Raw genomic sequence first — 19,215 nt, 5'->3', positions numbered from 1 at the left:
GGTCCCTAGGGGCGTGCACCGGTCTTTTCGACGGGTTCGGCCTGTTCGGCCTGCTCGACCATGCGGGCCAGCTCCAGGCGGGAGCGTACGCCGAGCGCGGCGAAGACCTTGCGGAGGTGGTAGTCGACGGTGCGGGTGCTGACCGCCAGGGTCAGGGCGACCTCCCGGTTGGTGGCGCCCTCGGCGACGTGCCGCGCGATGCGCAGTTGCTGGGGCGTGAGACGGGTGAGGTTCCCGGTGTCCGCGCCGTCCGACAGCGCCCCCAGCGCGCGCAGCTCGCCGCGCGCCTGCGCCGCCCAGACGCCGGCGCCGCAGCGGTCGAAGCCGGCCAGCGCGGTTCCGAGCCGGCCGCGGGCCTCGCGGGGTCTGCGGCGGCGCCGCAGCCACTTGCCGTGGAGCAGCGCGGTGCGGGCCCGTTCGAAGTCGCCGCCCGCCTCGTCGTGCCGGGCGAGGGCGTGCCGGTAGAGGCCGTCCGCGCGGTCCGGCGGGGCGAGAAGGGCGTGGCAGCGGGCGAGTTGGGCGGCGGCCTGCGGGTCGGCGCCGAACGCCGCCCAGCCCGCGAAGTCCGTGAGCACCTCGCGGGTCTCCTCGTGGCGTCCGGCGAGGACCGCGGCCTCCACGAAGCACGGCACCGCGAGCCGCCACACCGCGAAGTGACCGCGTCCGGGTCCCGGCAGGACGAGGAGGCCGAGCCGGTCGGCGGCGTCGAAGGGGCGTCCCCGGCCGAGGTCGGCCCGGGCCGTCGCCCACTCCGCGAGGGTGGCCACCTGGGCCAGTCCGTGGCGCCGGGCGGTGTTCAGCGCGGCGGTGACGTGCCGGGCGACGACGTCCGGCTCCTCCTCGATCGACGCGGCGAGGGCGAGGATCGCCCGGTGGTGGGCGGCGGTGTTGCGCTGTCCGGTACGCAGGGCGGTGCGCAGTCCCTCCTCCGCGTGGGTGCGGGCCTGCGGGTGCCGCCCGGCGCGGAGTTCGGCGTAGGCGAGGTACTCCAGCGCCTGCGGCACCAGCGCGTCCGACCCGAACCGGCGGGCGGCGGCCAGCGCCCGGGCCCCGCCCCGGCGGGCGGCGTCCACGTCCCCGAGCAGCAGCGCGGCCGCCGCCGATCGCAGCAGCCCCTCGGGCCGGTCGTCGGTCCTCCCCCGCTCCACCACCTGCCCGAGCGGCGCGACGGCCCGGTCGATCCGCCCTTCGAGCATCGCCCGCATCCCGACGCGGTGCTCACGCACGACGGCTGCGAGGTGTCCTGCGGCGCGCAGGGGCGCGGGGTTCAGGTGGGCAGGGAGGTCGTTGTCCGGCTCCGGCTCGAGCGCCGCCAGGCACGCCGGCAGGTCGCCCGCCGCCCAGGCCGCGTCGGCGGCGGCCAGGGTGGCGGTGTCGGCGGCGGTGGGGGCGTCGGGGGCGAGGAGGGAGGCGGCGAGCAGCAGGGACTGGTGGGCGTCGCCGACGGGTCCGTCCCGCAGTTCCGTCAGTCCCCGCACCAGTTCGGCGCGGCCCCGGACAGCGGCGGGGGCGGCGCTGTCGCGGGCGGCGGTGAGCAGCGGGCGGGCCCGCTCGGGGCGGCCGGCGAGCAGGGCCTGCTCGGCCGCGGCCGTGTACCGCTCGGCACGCGTGGCCGCGTCGGCCGTCAGCTCGGCGGCACGGGCGTACGCCGTCGCGCGCAGCCCGTACGGCGCGGGCACCGTGCCGTCGGCCGCCGCCGCCAACCGGTCCGCGAGCCGGGGCGCGGGTGCCGGTCCGGCCAGTGACCAGGACCGGTGCAGCAGCGCCGGGAGCAGGTCGCCGCCCGTCTCCAGTACGTCGGCCAGCGCGCGGTGCGCGGCGCGGCGCCGGTCCGGCGCGGCGGTGGCGAGGACCGCGCGGCGGACCAGCGCGCCGTGGAAGCGCAGCCGGTCGCCGGTCAGGGCGAGTTGCTCCGGCAGCGGTGCCGGACGGGGGCCGGACCCGGGCTCCGGGCGCAGGCGGCGTACGGCGTCGAGGACCGTCCCGGCGTCGGCGTCCGGCCCGTCCGAGGCCCGCACGGCGGCCGCCACCGTCAGCAGCAGGTCCCGCGCGTCGCCGCACGGGCCGGTCGGCGCGTCGCCCGCCACCTCGGCGAGGGTCGCCGCGTCTGCCAGGGGGCCGGGCAGGGCCAGGTGCCCGCGCAGTTCGGCGGGTGACAGCCGGCGGACCAGGGCGTGCAGCAGGGCCGGGTTGCCCTCGGCCTCGGCCAGGAGCCGCTCGCGGACGGCCGGCGCCACGGCGCCGTCGGTCAGGTCGTCGAGCAGGTCGGCGGCCACCGGCGGGCTCAGCGGGTCCAGGCGGACGACGGGCAGGTGGGCGAAGTCCGGGTCGAGGGCCCGGTGTCCGGCGACGGTGAGGAGGACTCCGGTCGGGCCGGCGGGTCGCAGGCGCTGCGTCGCGCGGCTCAGCGCGATCCGGGCCGGGGCGTCGCACAGGTGGGCGTCGTCCACGCACACGAGCACCGGGGCCGGGCCGGGCACCTCCCGCAGGGTGTCGAGCAGGTGCTCGACGGTGGCGGGGGCGTCCGGTCCGGGCCCGGGCCCGAGGCGGAGTACGGGACCGGCCCGGAAGGAGCGGGCGGCCCATTGGAGCAGGGTGGTCCGGCCCAGTCCGGGTTCGCCGGTCACCACGAGGTGGCCGCCCCGGGCGGGCATGCCGTCCAACAGCGCGCGCACCGCGTCCTGTTGTGCGCTGCGGCCGTGGATCCGCACGGCCGTACGTACGGTCGTCTCTCCGGTCATCCCCGGGAGGTTACGCGCGCGTGACCTGGTGCGGAAGGCATCGGTCCGCAGTCGCCGGACGGCACCTCGGCTCTGCCACCTGCACCGGTGTGCCGGCGCCCAACCGGCAGGCGCACGGGCCGTGCCCCGGCACAGCGAACCGGCGGCGGCCGCGACGTCCCCGCGACCACCGCCGGCCGGTACCGGACGGACCGTCAGGAACGGTGCGGGCAGTTGCCGCGGTACTCCTCGATGGTCAGGCTCGGGCGGGGCAGCGGGCACAGGAACTGCTCGTAGCGGGTGTCGTTGTCGATGAACCGCTTGAGCCAGGAAATGCTGTACTTCGCGATCGTCGTGTTCGACGTGTTCGGCGAGAAGTGCGTGGCGTTGTTCAGCTCCAGGTAGGCGCGGTCCGTCCCGGACGGCAGGCCGGAGTAGAAGGGCTCGGCGTGGGAGGAGACCGGGGCGACCGTGTCGCCGTCGGCGCCGAAGATCAGCGTGGGTGTGCTGACCTCGGGCCAGCTCTTGTCCGTGTTCCAGGGGGTGAGCGGGATCGCCGCCTGGAGCGACGGCCGGGACTTGGCGGCCTCCAGGCTGCCGCCGCCGCCCATCGAGTGGCCCATGACGCCGAGCCGGCTGCTGTCGATCCGGCTGCGCACGGAGCTGCGTTCGGTCAGGTAGTCCAGGGCGGCGAGCAGTTGCCGGCCGCGGGAGTCGGGCTGGTCGAGGGTGGTGTTGGTGTCGATGGTGAACACGACGAAGCCCTGCGAGGCCAGCCGTGCGCCCAGCCAGGAGATGGAGGACTGGTACGCGGTGAAGCCCGGCGAGATCACGACGGCGCCGAACGTGCCGTCGCTGGTGCTGGTCGGGTAGTAGATGGTGCCGCCGCCGAAGCCGGTGACCGCGAGCGAGGAGACGCTGGTGTCCGCCACGGAGTACGGCCCGCGCAGTGCCTCGATGCTGGACTCGGTGGGGGCCGGGCCGCGCTCGTAGGGGTTGTCGGCGGCCTGGGCGCCGGGCCCGGTGAGGGTGCCGAGCGCGAGGACGGCGGTCACGGCCGCCGTGAGGCCGGCGAGCCGCCGCCGGGTGCTGCGGGACCCGGGCGCGGCGTGGGTGTGGGGGTTCTGCTGCACGAGGGATGGTCCTCTCTGTCGTGGCGAGGGGCCCGGCCGGTGGTCGCACACGTTCCGGGGCACGTGGGGTCGCGTCCCGGGACATCCGCCGGAGGGTGTCGCCGATGAGCTGGCGGTGCCACTGTCGAGGGGTGGTGCGGCCGGGGGGATCGGCAGAATCACCGGTCTCGTGCGGCGTGAAGGGCGATGCGGGGGCGACGTGAGGGCGACGCGGTGGGGCGGGCCGGGGCCGCCGGGGGTCCTCGTGGCGGGCCCGCGTCGGCCTCGGCCGGCACGCTGTCCGCGGGCGGGGCCGGTGTGACACGCTCGGCGTCGGCCGGGCTGTGACACGCCGGTCGTCATGGGAACGTCGGCGGGCCCCCCGAGCGGGGTCCGGCACCGTGGAGAGGCGACGGCATGCGTATCGGACTGCTCGGCACCGGCCCCTGGGCCGACATGGCACACGCCCCGGCTCTGGGCGGGCACGACGGCCTGGACTTCGTCGGGGTGTGGGGGCGGCGACCGGACGCCGCCAAGGAGCTGGCGGAGCGGCACGGCACCCGCGCCTACGACGACGTCGACACCCTGCTCGCCGACGTGGATGCCGTCGCCGTAGCGCTGCCCCCGGGCGTGCAGGCCGAGCTGGCCGTGCGCGCGGCACGGGCCGGGCGCCATCTCCTGCTCGACAAGCCGCTCGCGCCGACGGTGGCGCAGGGGCGGGCGGTGGTGGAGGCGGTGCGTGCGGCGGGCGTGGCCTCGGTCGTCTTCTTCACCGCCCGGTTCCAGCCCGAGACCGAGGCGTGGATCACCGAACAGGCCGAGAAGGACGGCTGGTTCACCGCGCGGGCGCAGTGGCTCGGCTCCGTCTTCGGCGGCGACGACAGCCCCTTCGCGCACTCGCCGTGGCGCCGGGAGAAGGGCGCCCTGTGGGACGTGGGTCCGCACGCCCTGTCCGTGCTGCTGCCGGTCCTCGGGGACGCCCGGCGCGTGTCGGCGGCGGTGCCGGGTTCCGGGGACACCGTCCATCTGGTCCTGGACCACTCCGGCGGGGCGTCGAGCACCCTCACGCTCAGCCTGACGGCGCCGCCCGCCGCGGCCGGGGCGACGGTGGAACTGCGCGGGCGGGCCGGTGTGACGCTTCTTCCGGAAGCCGTGGAGGGGCCGGTGCCCGCGCTGCGGCGGGCCGCGGACGCGCTGCTCGGAGCGGCCGGCGGTGGGCGGCCGTCACCGTGCGACGCCGCGTTCGGGCTGCGGGTCACGGAGATCCTCGCCGAGGCGGAGGCCCTGCTGACCGACCGCCGGTGACCCGGCTCAGCCGTCGTCGCCCGTCCGTTCGCACGGTTCGTCGCTCCATCGGAACCACGCGCGGTGGCCCTCGATGTGCGGCAGGAACCCGGCGACCGGGCCGTCCGGCGAAAGCGGCGCGCGCTTTGCCCCCTCACCGCAGTCGCGGGACCGCACCTGCCGGGTCTCGCCCCCGAACCCCGCATCGCCCGCGCCGCGCACGCCGGTGATCACCGGCCCGCCACCGGCGGACGGAAGTCGATCCGCTCGCGCACCACGGGGTAGCCGGCCTTGGCGAAGTTGGCGGCCATCGGATGGTTCCCCCGGTCCGTGGCGGCGGACACGAACTCGGCGCCCCGCTCCACCAGGACGTGGGTGCACTCGACGAGCAGGTCGTAGGCGTACCCCCGACCGCGGTGCTCCGGCAGGACGCCGATGAAGGCGACGCACGGGCCGGACGGATTGTGCGCGGGGATGTGGATGCCCGCGAGCTCGCCCTCCGCCGTGTACGCCACTTGCCACCACGCGCGCGGCGAGGGGCACCAGTGGAAGAAGTCCAGCTCGGCCTGGGCGGCCCGGTCGAGGCCGTGCTCCTCGATCTCCCTCAGCGCGTGGGCGTCGAGCGTGACGGAGTGGATGCGGCGCAGCGCGTCGAGGAACACCGCGTCGTCCGGTTCGGGCCGGAAGTCCAGGCGTCCGGGCCGGGCGGGGAGCCCGCACTCCGGGGTCCAGCGGTACAGGAAGCGTTCTACCAGGGGGACGTAACCGGCCGCCTTGGCCGCGGTGAGGCGGGCCTCGACGGCGGCCCGCAGGGCGGGGTCGTCGTGCCAGGTGCCGGGCGCGTTCAGTTCGAGTTCGACCTGCCAGGGGGCGGTGCGCAGGAGTTCGGCTCCCGCGTCCTCCTCGCCCTCGGCCACGTCGAACCAGTTGACGTTGACGGGTTCGGTGTCGTCGGGGCCGCCCCACCAGGCGGCGCGGGCGACCACGGTGCCGTCGCGCAGGGCGACCCGCTTCCAGTCGGGGCGGTGCCGGGTGAGCCGGTGGCCCTCACGGGCGGCCAGCGGGTCGGGCATGGCGTCGAAGAGAGCGACGTTGCTCGCGTCGAGTGTGCGGATGACCGGCTCGGTCACGGAACCTCCGGGGTGCGACGGGCGCTCGCGTGACCCGGACGGCCCCGCGTGGGCCGAACGGTACGGGAGCCGTACGCGAGCGGCCACCGGATTCGAGGCGGGAATTAAGCGGGCCTTAAGCACCGGTTAAGCGTTCCTCTCCGGCGACCCGGGCACCAAGTCCCATCAGGAACAACGCACTTGAGCGGACACGGAGCCGGTTGGCCGGCCCGTCTCCCGTGCGTACCATCGGCGCACCGCGTGAGAGCGCTCTCAGGAGCCCTGCCGGATCCCCACTCCCACGCCGTCTTGTCCCGATCACTCTGGAGACCCCCCCACATGACTCCTCGTCACCAGCGTCCGCTCGCCCGTCGCAAGCTGCTCGTCGCCCTCGGCGGAGCCGTCGTGGCCGCGCCCGTCGCGGCGGCCGTCGCCCCGCACGCCCTCGCCGGCGTCGGCTCGGACGACGCCGCGGACTCCCCCGCGACCAAGGCCGCCGGTGCCCTGCCGCTGACGATCGTCAACAGCACCGGCGCCTTCGGCAACGCGGACGTCCACGTCTACATCGTCGGCAACCTGGACGGCCGGCAGGTCCGCGTCACCCCCGACGGGTCCGTCGCCCCGGTGGCGCTGTCGGACAACGGCGCCGACGGATACACCGACTACGCCATCGGCCTCGCCGGCAGCGGTGAGACGAAGCTGAACCTGCCGTACCTCTCCGGGCGGATCTACGTGTCCCTCGGCGAGAAGCTGAAGTTCAAGGTGGTCGCGGACGGCGCCGGAAACCCCGCCCTCCAGTACCCGGCGGGCTGGGTCGAGTCCGACCCCAACCACGGCGTGCTGCACGACTGCGCCGAGTTCACGTACAACTCCTCCGGCATGTTCTGCAACACCACGATGGTCGACATGTTCAGCGTGCCGCTCGCCATCCGGCTGACCGGCGCCAAGGACCAGACCACCGGGACCGTGCGCCCGGGCGGACGGGCGGCGGTGTTCGACGCGCTGCGCCGGGTCGAGGAGTTCGCGCCGCTCGTCGTGGACGACACCCGGGTGATCGCCCCGGGGCACGGGCTGGACGCCGGTCTGTTCGCGAAGGACTACCTCGCCCCGTACATCGACGAGGTCTGGAGCACCTACACCGGCAAGGACCTGCGGATCACCACCAACGCCGGCACCTTCACCGGCCGGGTGCGCGGCGGGCGGCTGACCTTCGACGGTCCCGCCCAGGTGTCCTTCGCCAAGCCGTCCACCCGGGACGTGCTGTTCTGCGACGGTGCCCTCGCCGCGCCCAACGACGGCACGACCGGCCCCGTCGCGGCGGTCCTCGGCGCCGGTTTCAACCGCTCCACGCTGGTGTCCTCTGCCGAGCAGCCCACGACCGACCCGGCGACGTTCTACGGGACCGGCCTGACCAACCACTACTCCAAGGCGGTGCACGCGGCCACCGAGGACGGCAGGGCGTACGGCTTCGCCTTCGACGACGTGGCCGATTTCGCCTCGTACATCCAGGACACGGCACCGACCGGCTTCCGGCTCACGCTGACCGCGTTCTAACCACCCGCCGCGCGCCGCGGCCCGCGTGGTTCGGCGTGCGGGCGGCGGGGCGGCGTAGGAGCGTGGTGGTGTGCGAATGGTGTCCGGCCCGCCGCTGCGCCCGGGCGAGGACCGGCGGAACTGGCTCAGCGGGGCCCCGCCGCCCCGCTGGGTGCGGGTGCTGCCGCCGGCCCTCATCCTGCTGATCTGCCTGGCGACGCTGCTCAGTGACGACCGTCTGGACATCGGTTTCCTGCTGGGCGCCATCCCGCCGCTGGCCGTGCTGTCGTACAGCCCGCTGGCGACGGCCGCGCTGTGCGGCGCCGTGGTCGCGCTGCTGACCGTGCCGGTCTTCCAGCTCGACCGGCCGGGCGAGGCCGACCTGTTGACCGTCGTCTTCGTCGCGGTGCTGAGCGTGTTCGTGTCCTTCGTGCGCAGTCGGCGCGACGCCCAGCTGGGGCTGGAGCGCACGGTCGCCGAGGCCGCGCAGCGTGCGGTGGTGCCCCCGCTGCCCGAGCGGGTGGGGGCGGTGCGCTGCGCCGGGCTGTACCGGGCGGCGCAGCGCGGGACGCTGGTCGGGGGCGACTTCTTCGACGTGCGGGACGGCCCGTTCGGCGTACGGGTGGTGACGGGGGACGTGCAGGGGCACGGGCTGTCGGCGGTGTCGACGGTCGCCTCGCTGCTGGGCGCGTTCCGGGAGGCGGTGCTGGACCGGCCGGACCTCGCGTCGGTGGCGGGGCGGCTGGACCGCAGGCTGCTGGTGGACTCGGCGGACGCGCGGCACGCGGAGCTGTTCGCGACGGCCGCGCTGCTGGAGTTCTCCGCTGACGGCCTGGAGGCGCGCGTCGTGGTCTGCGGCAACCCGCCGCCGCTGCTGCTGCGGGACGGGCGGGCCACGGAGCTGGAGGTCGCCCCGTGGACGCCGCTCGGGCTCGGACTGGCGGACGCGGGAGCCATCGAGGTGTGCACGGTGCGGCTGCGCCCCGGTGACCTTCTCTTCCTCGCCTCCGACGGCGTGGTCGAGGCCCGCGGCGACGGCGGCGCCTTCTACCCGCTGGCCGAACGGCTGGCCGCGCTCGCGGGCGCCGATCCGTCCGCGCTCCCCGGGCTGGTCTGGGCCGACCTGCTGAGGTTCTGCCCGGACGTGCAGGACGACGTCACGATGCTCGTCCTCACCCCTGCGCCGCCCGCCCGGGGCTGACGCCCCCTTCGTGCTCGCCCTCCGCGTCGATGTGCGGGAGGATCCGGTCGAGCCACCGAGGAGTCCACCAGGCGTGCCGTCCGAGCAGCGTCATCACGGCGGGCACCAGGAGCAGGCGGACGATCGTCGCGTCGATGAGCACGCTCACGGCGAGGCCCAGGCCGAGCATCTTGACCACGATGTTGTCGCTGATGACGAACGCGGCGAAGACGCTCACCATGATCAGGGCCGCACAGGTGATGACCCGCGCGGTGATCTCCAGGGCGTGGGCCACCGAGTCCTTCGCGTTCCCCGTGCGCAGCCAGGCCTCGTGGACCCGGGAGAGCAGGAAGATCTCGTAGTCCATGCTGAGTCCGAAGATGATCGCGAACATCATCATCGGGACGTAGCTCTCGATGGGCACCGTGCCGGAGACCCCGAGCGCGGGTCCGCCCCACCCCCACTGGAAGACGGCCACCACGACGCCGTAGGAGGCGGCGATCGACAGCACGTTGAGGACGGCGGCCTTGAGGGCGACCAGCGGGCCGCGGAAGACCGCCAGGATGATCAGGAAGGCCAGCGCGACCACCACGCCGATGATCAGCGGCAGGCGTTCGGCGACGATGTCGCGGAAGTCCACCTGCGAGGCGGTGGCCCCGGTGACGTAGCCCTCGGCGTCCGTGCCGGCGACGGCGTCGGGCAGGGTGCTGTCGACCAGCCGGTTGGCCAGGTCGGTGGTGGCGGCGCTCTGCGTGGCGTCCTTCGGGTACACCGTGGCGAGCAGCACGTCGCCGTCCTGGGTGGGGGTCACCGGTGTCACCGCGGCCGTGCCGGAGACGCCGTCGAGGCTCTTGGTGACCTGCGAGGAGAGGTCCGAGCGCTGCGACTGGGGTACGCCGCTCTGGTCGACGACGACGGTCAGCGGGCCGTTGGAGCCGGGCCCGAAGGCGTCGGACATCAGGTCGTAGGCCCGCCGGTCGGTGAAGGACGTGGGGTCGGCGCCGTCGTCGATGTGGCCGAGCTGGAGGGAGAACACGGGGACGGCCAGCACGACGAGGGCCGCCACGCCCGCGGCCAGGAAGCGCCACGGCCGCCGCTCCACCCGCCGTGCGTAGCGGTGCCAGGTGCCGTGCGGTTCGGTGCCGGGCTCGGCGTCGGTCTCGGCGACCGGGCGGCGTACCCGCAGCCGGTCGATGTGCCGGCCGACGAGCCCGAGCAGGGCGGGCACCAGGGTCAGGGCGCCGAGGACGGCCGAGACGACGGTCACCGCGGCGGCGATACCGAGCTTGCCGATGAAGGACACCCCGGACGCGTACAGGCCAAGGAGCGCGACGATCACCGTGCAGCCGGAGACGAGGACCGCCCGGCCGCTGGTACCGGTGGCGTGACCGGCCGCCCGCACCGGGTCGGCGCCGTCCATGAGGTTCTGCCGGTGCCGGGTGATCAGGAACAGGGCGTAGTCGATGCCGACGCCCAGGCCGATCATGGTCGCCAGGGTCGGGGAGACGGTGGCGAAGGTGAACGCCGCCGCGAGCAGGCCGAGGCAGGCCAGCCCGCCGACCACCCCGATCAACGCGGTGACCAGGGGCGCGACCGCGGCGAGCACGCTGCCGAAGCCGATCAGCAGGACGACGACGGCGACGCCGAAGCCGATGAGTTCACTCACCCGGTCGTCGGCCGCCGGACGGGCCAGCTCACCGAGCGATCCGCCGTACTCGACCTCGGCGCCCGCCGAGCGCAGCGGGGCGACGGCGTCGTCCACGCCGTCGAGGTAGCCGTCGCCCAGCTGGGCGGGCTGGATGTCGAAACGGACGGTGACGTAGCCGGTGCGGCCGTCCGTCGAGACGGGGCCCACGTTCTGCTGGGAGGAACCGGACTGCGGGGTGGCGGTGAGCGGGTTCTGGGCGGACAGGACGTGCGGGAGCTTCCCCAGATCGCTCACGGTGGTGGACATCTGGGAGCTGAGCGAGGTCAGCCCTTTGTCGTCGTGCACGACGATCTGGCTGCTGTAGCCGCCGGCCGCCGGATCGTGCCGCTCCAGGACGTCCAGGCCCTGCTGGGACTGGGAGGAGGGCAGGTTGAAGTCGTCGGCGTAGTCACCGCCGAAGGAGCGGTTCGTCAGGGTCAGCGCGACCAGTGCGGCCAGCCAGGCGACGACGACGATCGCTCCGTGCCGGGCACACCACTCGCCCCACCGCCGCAGTCCTCCCCCGCCACCTGGCCCCCGTCCCGCGGCGCCGGTGCGCCTTCGTGCCATGGCCGTGGTCCTTCTGCCGGGCGACAGATTCGATCGGTCCGATGTCGCGTGCCCTCCATTACACGCCGGGGCACCCCCGGCGGCACGTCGGATCGTCCGGCACTCCGGATGCGCGGGAGGAATCCGCATTGAATGGTGTTATCGGGATATTCGGGACCGACAACAGCACGGCACCGAAGCAGCGATCCGGATCCGAGGAGCACCGATATGTCGACGTCACAGCCCGACGCCTCCCGACCGTCCGAAGCCCGTACCGGCGACGACCGCGCCACGCCGGACGACCTGCTCCACGCGCGCACCGGCACGGAGGTGTCCCCGGAGGACGTCGTCCTGGCGGCCGGCCGGGACGTCACGCCGGAGAACCTGGAATGGGCCAGGCGCAAGCTGGCCGACGAGGGCCCCGCGGCCCTCGACAAGCTGCTGCCCTGACCCTGCGGGCCCGGGTTCGCCCGGCCCCGGCGGGTCAGCCCGTCCGGCCGGGGCCCGTCCCGTCGTCCTCGGGGTCCGCGGACTCCGTCTCGTCCGGTACGACGTGCATGGCGGCCTCCTCGGCGCCGGCGGCTCCGCCGTCGATGCCCACGTCCTCGGCGACCGTCTCCTTGGTGGTGTCGGCGCGTACACCCTCGTCGGGGGCGACCAGGCGCCCCGAGCGTTCCGTGCCCGCCTCCGCGTCGACCGGTTCCCCCTCGCCGCCGGGTTGGTCGCCCACGCCGTCGCCGTCCGGCACCGCGACGTCGGGCACCTCCTCGGCGAGCCGCTCGTCGAGGCTCTCGCCGTCGTGCTGCTCGGCGGCCGTGGTGCCGTGCCGGTTGACGCCGAGGGGCTTCTCCGGCGGGGAGTAGCCCTCGTCGAGCGTGTCGTCGTAGGTCCGCTCGTCGACGGCGTCCTGGAGGTCGAGGGGCGCGGCGTCGGCCTGCTCCTCGTTGGTTCCGGTGGGCTGGTAGGCGTCGTCCGCCATGGGGTCGGTGCCCATCACTGCCTCCCTCTCGCGCTGCGTCGGACGTCTCGTTGCCCGGTTCGCGTTTCCCGATACGCGATCTCTAACCCGGGGGTGCGACGCGGACGCTCAGGTCGGTGATGCGGTGCGGGGTCCAGTCGCGGGCGTAGCCGGGCACGGTGCCGCCCGGGCCGGTGATCGCGGCGACCGGGATCCTGGTCGCGGTGTCCACGATCTCGGCGGCGGTGGTGTTCCCGTTGTTGCCGCTGGTCTCGCCGGACGAGCAGCCGGTGTAGTACCCGATGGGGATCGACTCGTGGCCGGTGATCAGGCAGGGCGGGCGCACCCCGAGCCGGTGCAGTTCGTCGGCGACGCGGGTCCAGTCCTGGCGGCTGTCGACGTTGCGGTTCACGGTGCCCACGAGAACGGCCGTCTGGGCCGCGAGATGCCCGGCCAGGGCGAGTGCCACCAGCGGCGCGAGCACCGGCCGCCACCGGTCGCGCCCGTTCCTGACCAGATGCCACAGCGCGTCGGCGACGGGGACGGCCAGCAGGGCGTAGGCGGGCTGGAGGAAGCGGGGCGCCGCGTACCCGATCATGAACAGGTACGGCAGCGCGGACGTCACGGCGCAGACGAAGGGGACCAGGGCCGTCGCGGTCCGCCGTGCCCGGACCGCGACGGCGACGCCGAGGGCGGCGACCAGCGGGAGCACCACCCACCACAGGGTGACCAGCGGGTTCGGCATCGCTCCGGTGCAGGGGCGGCACAGTCCACGGCCGCCCAGGCTGCGCAGCTGGTCGTCGACGGCGAAGTTCCAGCCGAGGCCGCCCTGGATCTCGGAGGCCCTCGACAGCCGCTCGCCGAGGCCGCCGTACCAGGCGTACGCCTCGATCACCCATTCAAGTCCCCCGGCGGCCAGGCCGCCCGCCAGCGCGAGCAGCAGCATCCAGTGGCGGCGTAAGAGGACGAGCAGCAGCAGGGGTACGGCCACCCAGACGGCGTCGGTCGGCCGCATCAGGGCCATCAGGAGGGCGCCGGCCGCCACGCCCCAGAGCGCACGCCGGCCGGACTCGCCCCGCAGGACCCGGAGGAAGCAGCCGACGCAGATCAGGGCGCCGACGGCGACCCAGTAGTTGGGCATGGCCTGCGGACCGTAGAAGAGGGTCACCCACAGGGTGGCGAAGAAGGCTCCGGCCGTGGCCAGGACGTGGGAGGGGAACAGGCCGCGCCAGGCGCGCAGCGCGAGATACAGGCCCAGGCCGGAGAGCACGGCCAGGTAGACGCGCAGCAGTTCGGTGGAGGCCGACCAGGAGGCGACGGGCGCCACCAGCAGGGGGACGCCCCGGGAACGCGGTGCGCTGAAGAAGGCGGCGGGGTGATGGGTGGTGACCTGGCTGACGTAGACCGTCTCGTCCCAGCCGAGGCCCATCGAGGGGTGGACCAGGACCAGTTGGGCGACGGTGAAGACGGCGGCCACCGCCGCGAGCAGGAGGTCCACGGGCAGGCGCCGGGGAGTGCCGGACGTCGCCGTCTCGCCCCGCCGTCCGCCGACGAGAATGGCGTTCGCGCCGCCGGCCATCGTGCACCCCTCACCCCCGCACCTCGCGGGGTCGCTCGGTCCTCACCTCCTGCCGCCCGTGGCGGGAGCCCGGAAACCCGGAAATCAAGGTCAAACTAACCTGCGGTCCAGCGAAGTGCAGGGTGGAACTCGGCCAGTCGGGCCGTGTCGTGCGTCACGGTGTCCGAGGGCTCGACGCCGTCCGGTCAGAGGTCGTTGGGGCGCCGGTGCAGGGGCTGTTCGGGTGTCGGGCGCCGCTTCGGCGCCGGGACGGGGAGGGTGACGGGACCGTCCCCGTTCACGTGGACCTCCGTCCCGTGGTGACGGATGGTCAGGGGATCGCCGGTCAGCAGCCTGTACGTGGCCCGGTCGGAGTCGATCTCCACGCTCAGGCACCGGCCGCGGAACTGGAGCCGGAAGGCGAGGCGGCTGAACTTCTCGGGCAGGCGCGGTGTGAACCGGAGGCTGTCGCCGTCCCTGCGGGTGCCGCCGAACCCGGCGACCAGGGCCATCCACGTACCGGCCAGCGAGGCGATGTGGAGTCCGTCGCGGGTGTTGTGCTCCAGGTCCGCCAGGTCCATCAGGGCGGCCTCGGCGGCGTAGTCGTAGGCCAGGCGCAGATGCCCGGTCTGGGCGGCGACGACGGCCTGGCAGCACGCGGACAGCGAGGAGTCCCGCACGGTCAGCGACTCGTAGTAGGCGAAGTTCGCGGCGATCTGGTCCTCGTCGCAGTGGGCGTCGAACCAACTGCCGCAGGTGTACATCGCCAGCACCAGGTCGGACTGTTTGATCACCTGCTTGCGGTACAGGTCGAAGTAGGGGAAGTGCAGCATCAGCGGGTACTGGTCCGCCTCGGTGGCGGCGAAGTCCCAGCGCTGGTGCCGGGTGAAGCCCGCGTGCTGCTCGTGGACGCCGAGCTCCTCGTTGTAGGAGATGTGCACGGACTCGGCGGCGTCCCGCCAGGCGGCGCTCTCCTCGTCGTCGACGCCGAGGTGGGTCGCCTCGTCCGGGTGGCGTTCGCAGGCGTCGGCCGCGGCGAGGAGGTTCGAGCGGGCCATGAGGTTGGTGTAGGTGTTGTCGTCGGCGATGGCGCTGTACTCGTCCGGGCCGGTGACGCCGTCGATGTGGAAGACGCCGTGGTGGTCGTGGTGGCCCAGGGAGCGCCACAGGCGTGCCGTCTCCACCAGGAGTTCCAGGGCGGTGTCGCGTTCGAAATCCGTGTCGCCGGTCGCCGCCGTGTAGCGCACCGCGGCGTGCGCGATGTCGGCGGCCACGTGGAACGCGGCGGTGCCGGCCGGCCAGTACGCGGAGCCCTCCGACCCGTCGATCGTGCGCCACGGGAAGGCGGCGCCGCGCAGTCCGAGTTGGGTGGCGCGGTCCCGGGCGGCGGGCAAGGTGTCCTGGCGCCAGCGCAGTGCCTCGGCGACGGCCTTGGGGGCGGTGTAGGTGAGCACGGGCAGCACGAACATCTCGGTGTCCCAGAACGCGTGCCCGTCATATCCGGAACCGGTGAGTCCCTTGGCCGGAATCGCCCGCTGTTCGGCGCGGGCCCCGGCCTGGAGGACGTGGAACAGGGCGAACCGCACCGCCTGCTGGATCTCCTCGTCGCCGTGCACCTCGACGTCCGCGGTGGCCCAGAAGTCGTCCAGGTAGGCGCGCTGTTCGGCGACCAGGCCGTCCCAGCCGCCGTGCGCGGCGGCGGCCAGCGCCGCCTCGACCTGGTCGCTCATCGCGGGCCGGGAGCGGGCGCCCGACCAGCCGTGGGCGACCGTCTTCTGCACCCGCAGCCGCTGTCCCGGCTCCAGGACGGAGGTGATGGTCAGCCGGGCCACGTCGTCGTTGCTCTCCACCCCGGTGTTGATCTCCCCGGGGGCGTCCACCACGTGGTCGGCGGCCACGGCGACCCTGAGCCCGCTCTCCCGGGTGCGGTGGACCAGACGCAACCGCGTGCCCAGGGCCAGGTGCTCCTCCGGCTCCAGCGGGGACTGGAGCGCCTTGGCCGCCCTGGGGTCGCCGTCGGGGTTGGGCAGGCTCTCGTTGGTGACGAGTTCGGACTGGATGACCACCCGGGTCCGGCTGTCGAGGGGCTCGACCTCGTACTCCACGGCGGCGATGGCGCGCTGGGTGAGGGAGACCAGCCGGGTGGAGCGCACTCGGATGGTCGTACCGGCCGGGGAGGTCCACTCGCAGGTCCGCTCCAGGACGCCGCGCCTGAGGTCCAGGGTGCGTTCGTGCTTGCGGAGCCGTCCGTAGCGCAGGTCGAAGGGTTCGTCGTCGACGAGGAGCCGCAGCAGTTTGCCGTTGGTGACGTTGATGACGGTCTGGCCGGCCTCGGGGTAGCCGTAGCCCGCTTCGGCGTACGGCAGCGGGTGCAGTTCGTACACGCCGTTGAGGTAGCTGCCGGGCAGGCCGTTGGGTTCGCCCTCGTCGAGGTTGCCGCGCCAGCCGACGTGTCCGTTGGACAGGGCGAAGACGGACTCGCTCTGGGCCAGGAGGTCGAGGTTGAGGGAGGTCTCGCGCACGCGCCACGGTTCCACGCTGTACGTCCGGTTGGTGATCACGCGCGGCCTCCCAGCTCGGCGAGGTCCTTGACGACGCGGTCGGCGCCGTGGGCGTAGAGGGCGTCGGTCTGGCCGACGCGGTCGACGCCGACGACGAAGCCGAAGTGTCCGGAGCGGCCCGCGTCCATGCCGGCCAGCGCGTCCTCGAAGACGGCGGCGCGGGACGGGTCGACGCCGAGGTCGCGGGCGGCGGCGAGGAAGGTGTCGGGGTGGGGCTTGCCCGGCAGCTTCCGTTCCCGGGCGACCACGCCGTCGATCCGCACGTCGAACAGGCCCTCGGCGTCGATGGAGTGGAGCACGTCCCGGGTGTTGGCGCTGGAGGAGACGATCGCGGTGGCGAGGCCGGCGGCGCGGACCGCGTCGATGTAGCGCAGGGTGCCCTCGTACGGCTCCACGCCGTCGTTGCGGATCTTCGCCAGCAGCAGTTCGTTCTTGCGGTTGCCGACGCCGTTGACGGTGGGCGCGTCCGGTGGGTCGTCGGGTCCGCCCTCTGGCAGATCGACGCCCCGGGAGGCGAGGAAGGAGCGGACGCCGTCGGCGCGGGGGCGGCCGTCGACGTACTCGTCGTAGTCGGAGTCGGAGAAGGGGCGGAAGTCCGCGCCGTCGCGCTCGCGCAGGAAGGCGTCGAACGTCTCCTTCCAGGCGGCGGCGTGCACCACCGCCGTCCTGGTGACGACCCCGTCGAGGTCGAAGAGACAGGCCTGGATGTCCTCGGGAAGTCCCAGCTGCGTACTCATACACCCCACAGTTCCCCGCCGGGGCCCGTCCCATCGGGTGACACACTGTGCGGTGTGCCGCTGACCTTCGACGACCTCCTCGCCCGTGCCCGCGCCCTCCCGTCCGGCGGACGGCGCGCGGTCCTGGGCATCGCGGGCTCCCCCGGCGCCGGGAAGTCGACGCTCGCCGAGCGTCTGGTGCGGGAGCTGAACGGCGCGGGAGAGCCCTGGGCGGCGCACGTCCCCATGGACGGTTTCCACCTCGCGGACGCCGAACTGGACCGGCTGGGCCGCCGGGACCGCAAGGGCGCGCCGGACACCTTCGACGCGGCCGGGTACGCGGCGCTCCTTGGCCGGCTGCGCGAGGAGGACGGCGACGGCATCGTGTACGCGCCCGGCTTCGAGCGGGTGCTGGAGCAGCCCGTCGCCGGGGCCGTGCCCGTGCCGCCGTCGGCGCGGCTGGTCGTGACGGAGGGCAACTACCTGCTCCTCGAGACCGGCGCGTGGCGGCGGGTGCGGTCCCGGCTCGACGAGGTGTGGTTCTGCGGGCTCACCGAGGCGGAGCGGATCCGCCGGCTGGTCGCCCGGCACGAGCGGTTCGGCAAGACCCCCGAACAGGCGCGCGCCTGGGCCCTCGGCACCGACCAGGCCAACGCGGACCTGGTCGCCGCGAGCGGGCACCGGGCGGACCTGGTGGTACCGGCGGAGGTGATGGGCGGCTAAGGCCTGTTGGGCGGGCGGGTCACTCCTCGGCGTAGTCGTCCGGGCGGACGTGCGCCTCCTCCAGGGCCTCGCGCAAGGTCCGGCCGGTGCCGCCCGGCGGGCGCGTCGGCTCGTCCTCGCGCCGGTCCGGGGCGGCTTCGGTGGTGTCGGTCTTCGGCCGGTTCTCTTCCGGGACGGTCATGACCGGGGCTCCTCGTCCGTGTCCGCGTGCTGTTCCGTGTCCGCGGGCCGCACGGGCCGGCGGGACCTTCCGTCGCGGCGGGTTCCCGGACGGCGCGCCGCTATCCCCCCTCCGTGGTGAGCTCGTCGGACCGCCGTGCCCACCACGGGGGGTGAGCTATGTTGACCTTCGTGGGAGACAAAGGAGGCGCACCCGTGCCATCGCCGCAGCAGGCACGCGCACAGGCATCGGCGATCACCTCGGGACGGGCGGCCCCGGAGGCGGCGGCCTCCCCCACCTCCCGGCTCCGGACGCTGTTCGACCGGCCCCGCCTCTCCCCGGGACAGCGGCGCATCGCCCAGTACCTGATCGAGCACCTGCACGAGGCGGCGTTCCTGTCGATCACCGACCTCGCCGACCGGGTCGGGGTGAGCCAGCCCTCGGTGACGCGGTTCGCGTCGGCGGTCGGCTTCAGCGGATACCCGGCGCTGCGCGAGCGGCTCCAGTCGATCGCGCTGGGCAGCCGGGGCACGGTGGCGGCCGAGGAGAACCGGGGCAACGAACTCCAGGCGGCCGTGGACGCCGAGATCGAGAACCTGGAGAACCTGCGGCGCGACTTCGCCGACGCGGACCGGGTGATCGACGTCGGCCGCAAGCTGGCCGCCTCCGCGCCGCTGACCGTCCTCGGGCTGCGCATCTCCGTCTCGCTCGCCGAGTACTTCGCCTACGCGGCCCGCCGGGTCCATCCCGACGTACGCCTGGTGACCCGGGGCGGCACCGTCGCCTACGACGCCCTGCTCCAGTCCCGGGAGGCGGGCGGCACCTGGGTGCTGGCGTTCTCCATGCCCCGGCACGCCCACGAGACCCTGGGCGCCGTACGCGTGGCACGCGGCGCCGGCCTCAAGGTGGCGCTGATCACCGACCTGGCGCTCGGCCCGGTGGTGGACGAGGCCGACGTCACCTTCGCCACCGGCACCGGTTCGCGGCTGGTCTTCGACTCGTACGCGGCGCCGGGCGTGATGTGCGCGGCGCTGCTCCAGGCCATGACCGACGCCGATCCGGAACGGACGCAGGCGCGGCTGGAGGAGTACGAGCAGGTCGCCGACCAGCACCACTTCTTCCTGCGGGACTGAGCCGCGGGGACGGGTCGTCTCCTCGACGAGGGGGCGGCGTGGAGATTGGTCGGCGCATACGGGGGCCATCCACGGCAAAGCAGGCATGAATGTTTTCATACGTCTTGCAAAGCGGATGGCATATATAAATACTGCTCACGGATCGCGACCCGGCCGTCCCGGACCGCGTCCACACCTGCCGCGAACATCTCCGGACGCCGATTCCTACCCGCTCCGGCGCACCGGGATGTTC

At 74.1% G+C, this 19,215-nt stretch carries 16 protein-coding genes and 1 pseudogene; 6 read left to right on the top strand and 11 right to left on the bottom strand.

What is annotated here, in order from left to right; genetic code table 11:
• Positions 1-5 precede the first annotated feature (5 nt).
• Both OIE75_RS37805 and bdeA read right to left on the bottom strand, forming a co-directional pair.
• Entirely contained in the window at positions 6-2,741 is a 2,736-nt protein-coding gene (locus tag OIE75_RS37805; protein ID WP_329473605.1) for a LuxR C-terminal-related transcriptional regulator, read from the bottom strand.
• A 194-nt stretch (positions 2,742-2,935) separates the two neighbouring features.
• A complete protein-coding gene (gene bdeA / locus OIE75_RS37800; RefSeq protein ID WP_307016846.1) occupies positions 2,936-3,853 on the bottom strand; it encodes a bis(hydroxyethyl) terephthalate hydrolase in 918 nt (305 codons plus the stop codon).
• 396 nt (positions 3,854-4,249) lie between these two features.
• On the opposite strand from bdeA, the gene OIE75_RS37795 reads away from it, so the two are divergent.
• Entirely contained in the window at positions 4,250-5,137 is an 888-nt protein-coding gene (locus OIE75_RS37795) for a Gfo/Idh/MocA family protein (RefSeq protein ID WP_329473604.1), read from the top strand.
• 6 nt (positions 5,138-5,143) lie between these two features.
• On the opposite strand, the gene OIE75_RS37790 is transcribed toward OIE75_RS37795, so the two are convergent.
• Together OIE75_RS37790 and OIE75_RS37785 are read right to left on the bottom strand one after the other, a co-directional pair.
• On the bottom strand, positions 5,144-5,350 hold the full coding sequence (locus OIE75_RS37790; RefSeq protein ID WP_329474174.1) for a hypothetical protein: 207 nt from the start codon (positions 5,348-5,350) through the stop codon (positions 5,144-5,146).
• Complete coding sequence (locus OIE75_RS37785; protein ID WP_329473603.1) at positions 5,347-6,246, bottom strand: GNAT family N-acetyltransferase; 900 nt, start codon at positions 6,244-6,246, stop codon at positions 5,347-5,349. The genes OIE75_RS37790 and OIE75_RS37785 overlap by 4 nt, the downstream gene beginning before the upstream one ends.
• 318 nt (positions 6,247-6,564) lie before the next feature.
• Here OIE75_RS37785 and OIE75_RS37780 point away from each other — a divergent pair, with 318 nt between their 5' ends.
• Entirely contained in the window at positions 6,565-7,779 is a 1,215-nt protein-coding gene (locus OIE75_RS37780) for a glycoside hydrolase family 64 protein (RefSeq protein WP_307016842.1), read from the top strand.
• Between the two features lie 76 nt (positions 7,780-7,855).
• A complete protein-coding gene (locus OIE75_RS37775) occupies positions 7,856-8,959 on the top strand; it encodes a PP2C family protein-serine/threonine phosphatase (protein ID WP_307018278.1) in 1,104 nt (367 codons plus the stop codon).
• On the opposite strand, the gene OIE75_RS41655 is transcribed toward OIE75_RS37775, so the two are convergent.
• Positions 8,931-9,896: an MMPL family transporter gene (locus OIE75_RS41655; protein WP_443078475.1), complete on the bottom strand. Its 966-nt coding sequence runs from the start codon at positions 9,894-9,896 to the stop codon at positions 8,931-8,933. The genes OIE75_RS37775 and OIE75_RS41655 overlap by 29 nt on opposite strands.
• Positions 9,897-10,037: 141 nt before the next feature.
• Positions 10,038-11,195, bottom strand: a pseudogene (locus OIE75_RS41650) (MMPL family transporter); the annotation flags it as partial.
• A gap of 207 nt (positions 11,196-11,402) precedes the next feature.
• Here OIE75_RS41650 and OIE75_RS37765 point away from each other — a divergent pair.
• Positions 11,403-11,624: a hypothetical protein gene (locus OIE75_RS37765; RefSeq protein ID WP_307016840.1), complete on the top strand. Its 222-nt coding sequence runs from the start codon at positions 11,403-11,405 to the stop codon at positions 11,622-11,624.
• A gap of 34 nt (positions 11,625-11,658) precedes the next feature.
• On the opposite strand, the gene OIE75_RS37760 is transcribed toward OIE75_RS37765, so the two are convergent.
• From OIE75_RS37760 to OIE75_RS37745, 4 genes are all read right to left on the bottom strand, one after another.
• Positions 11,659-12,168: a DUF5709 domain-containing protein gene (locus tag OIE75_RS37760; RefSeq protein ID WP_329473601.1), complete on the bottom strand. Its 510-nt coding sequence runs from the start codon at positions 12,166-12,168 to the stop codon at positions 11,659-11,661.
• Between the two features lie 67 nt (positions 12,169-12,235).
• Positions 12,236-13,711 (bottom strand): hypothetical protein, encoded by a 1,476-nt coding sequence (locus OIE75_RS37755; protein WP_329473600.1) that lies wholly within the window; start codon positions 13,709-13,711, stop codon positions 12,236-12,238.
• 185 nt (positions 13,712-13,896) lie between these two features.
• The gene (locus tag OIE75_RS37750; protein ID WP_329473599.1) at positions 13,897-16,251 is read right to left on the bottom strand and encodes a glycoside hydrolase family 65 protein; all 2,355 of its coding nucleotides are present in this window, start codon (positions 16,249-16,251) and stop codon (positions 13,897-13,899) included.
• Positions 16,248-16,988: a beta-phosphoglucomutase family hydrolase gene (locus OIE75_RS37745; protein ID WP_307016836.1), complete on the bottom strand. Its 741-nt coding sequence runs from the start codon at positions 16,986-16,988 to the stop codon at positions 16,248-16,250. Before OIE75_RS37745 ends, OIE75_RS37750 begins: the two co-directional genes overlap by 4 nt.
• A 54-nt stretch (positions 16,989-17,042) precedes the next feature.
• Between OIE75_RS37745 and OIE75_RS37740 the strand changes: the two genes are divergently transcribed.
• Positions 17,043-17,690, top strand: a complete 648-nt coding sequence (locus tag OIE75_RS37740; protein ID WP_329473598.1) for a nucleoside/nucleotide kinase family protein — start codon at positions 17,043-17,045, stop codon at positions 17,688-17,690.
• A 19-nt stretch (positions 17,691-17,709) separates the two neighbouring features.
• Here the strand turns inward: OIE75_RS37740 and OIE75_RS37735 are convergent, their stop codons facing one another.
• A complete protein-coding gene (locus tag OIE75_RS37735) occupies positions 17,710-17,871 on the bottom strand; it encodes a hypothetical protein (protein WP_329473597.1) in 162 nt (53 codons plus the stop codon).
• A 194-nt stretch (positions 17,872-18,065) separates the two neighbouring features.
• Between OIE75_RS37735 and OIE75_RS37730 the strand changes: the two genes are divergently transcribed.
• Positions 18,066-18,983, top strand: a complete 918-nt coding sequence (locus tag OIE75_RS37730; protein ID WP_161328879.1) for a MurR/RpiR family transcriptional regulator — start codon at positions 18,066-18,068, stop codon at positions 18,981-18,983.
• Positions 18,984-19,215 lie beyond the last annotated feature (232 nt).

The organism is Streptomyces sp. NBC_01723 (assembly GCF_036246005.1).
Lineage (GTDB): Bacteria > Actinomycetota > Actinomycetes > Streptomycetales > Streptomycetaceae > Streptomyces.
The sequence above is the reverse complement of the archived record's forward strand: the minus strand, read 5'-3'. Positions and strand labels throughout refer to the sequence as shown.

What these genes read in the sequence shown, in the direction of transcription:
- OIE75_RS37805 (WP_329473605.1), bottom strand. Translation starts at nt 2,741, where the DNA reads ATGACCGGAGAGACGACCGTACGTACGGCCGTGCGGATCCACGGCCGC.
- OIE75_RS37795 (WP_329473604.1), top strand. Translation starts at nt 4,250, where the DNA reads ATGCGTATCGGACTGCTCGGCACCGGCCCCTGGGCCGACATGGCACAC.
- OIE75_RS37780 (WP_307016842.1), top strand. Translation starts at nt 6,565, where the DNA reads ATGACTCCTCGTCACCAGCGTCCGCTCGCCCGTCGCAAGCTGCTCGTC.
- OIE75_RS37775 (WP_307018278.1), top strand. Translation starts at nt 7,856, where the DNA reads ATGGTGTCCGGCCCGCCGCTGCGCCCGGGCGAGGACCGGCGGAACTGG.
- OIE75_RS41655 (WP_443078475.1), bottom strand. Translation starts at nt 9,896, where the DNA reads ATGTCCGACGCCTTCGGGCCCGGCTCCAACGGCCCGCTGACCGTCGTC.
- OIE75_RS37765 (WP_307016840.1), top strand. Translation starts at nt 11,403, where the DNA reads ATGTCGACGTCACAGCCCGACGCCTCCCGACCGTCCGAAGCCCGTACC.
- OIE75_RS37760 (WP_329473601.1), bottom strand. Translation starts at nt 12,168, where the DNA reads ATGGGCACCGACCCCATGGCGGACGACGCCTACCAGCCCACCGGAACC.
- OIE75_RS37755 (WP_329473600.1), bottom strand. Translation starts at nt 13,711, where the DNA reads ATGGCCGGCGGCGCGAACGCCATTCTCGTCGGCGGACGGCGGGGCGAG.
- OIE75_RS37745 (WP_307016836.1), bottom strand. Translation starts at nt 16,988, where the DNA reads ATGAGTACGCAGCTGGGACTTCCCGAGGACATCCAGGCCTGTCTCTTC.
- OIE75_RS37735 (WP_329473597.1), bottom strand. Translation starts at nt 17,871, where the DNA reads ATGACCGTCCCGGAAGAGAACCGGCCGAAGACCGACACCACCGAAGCC.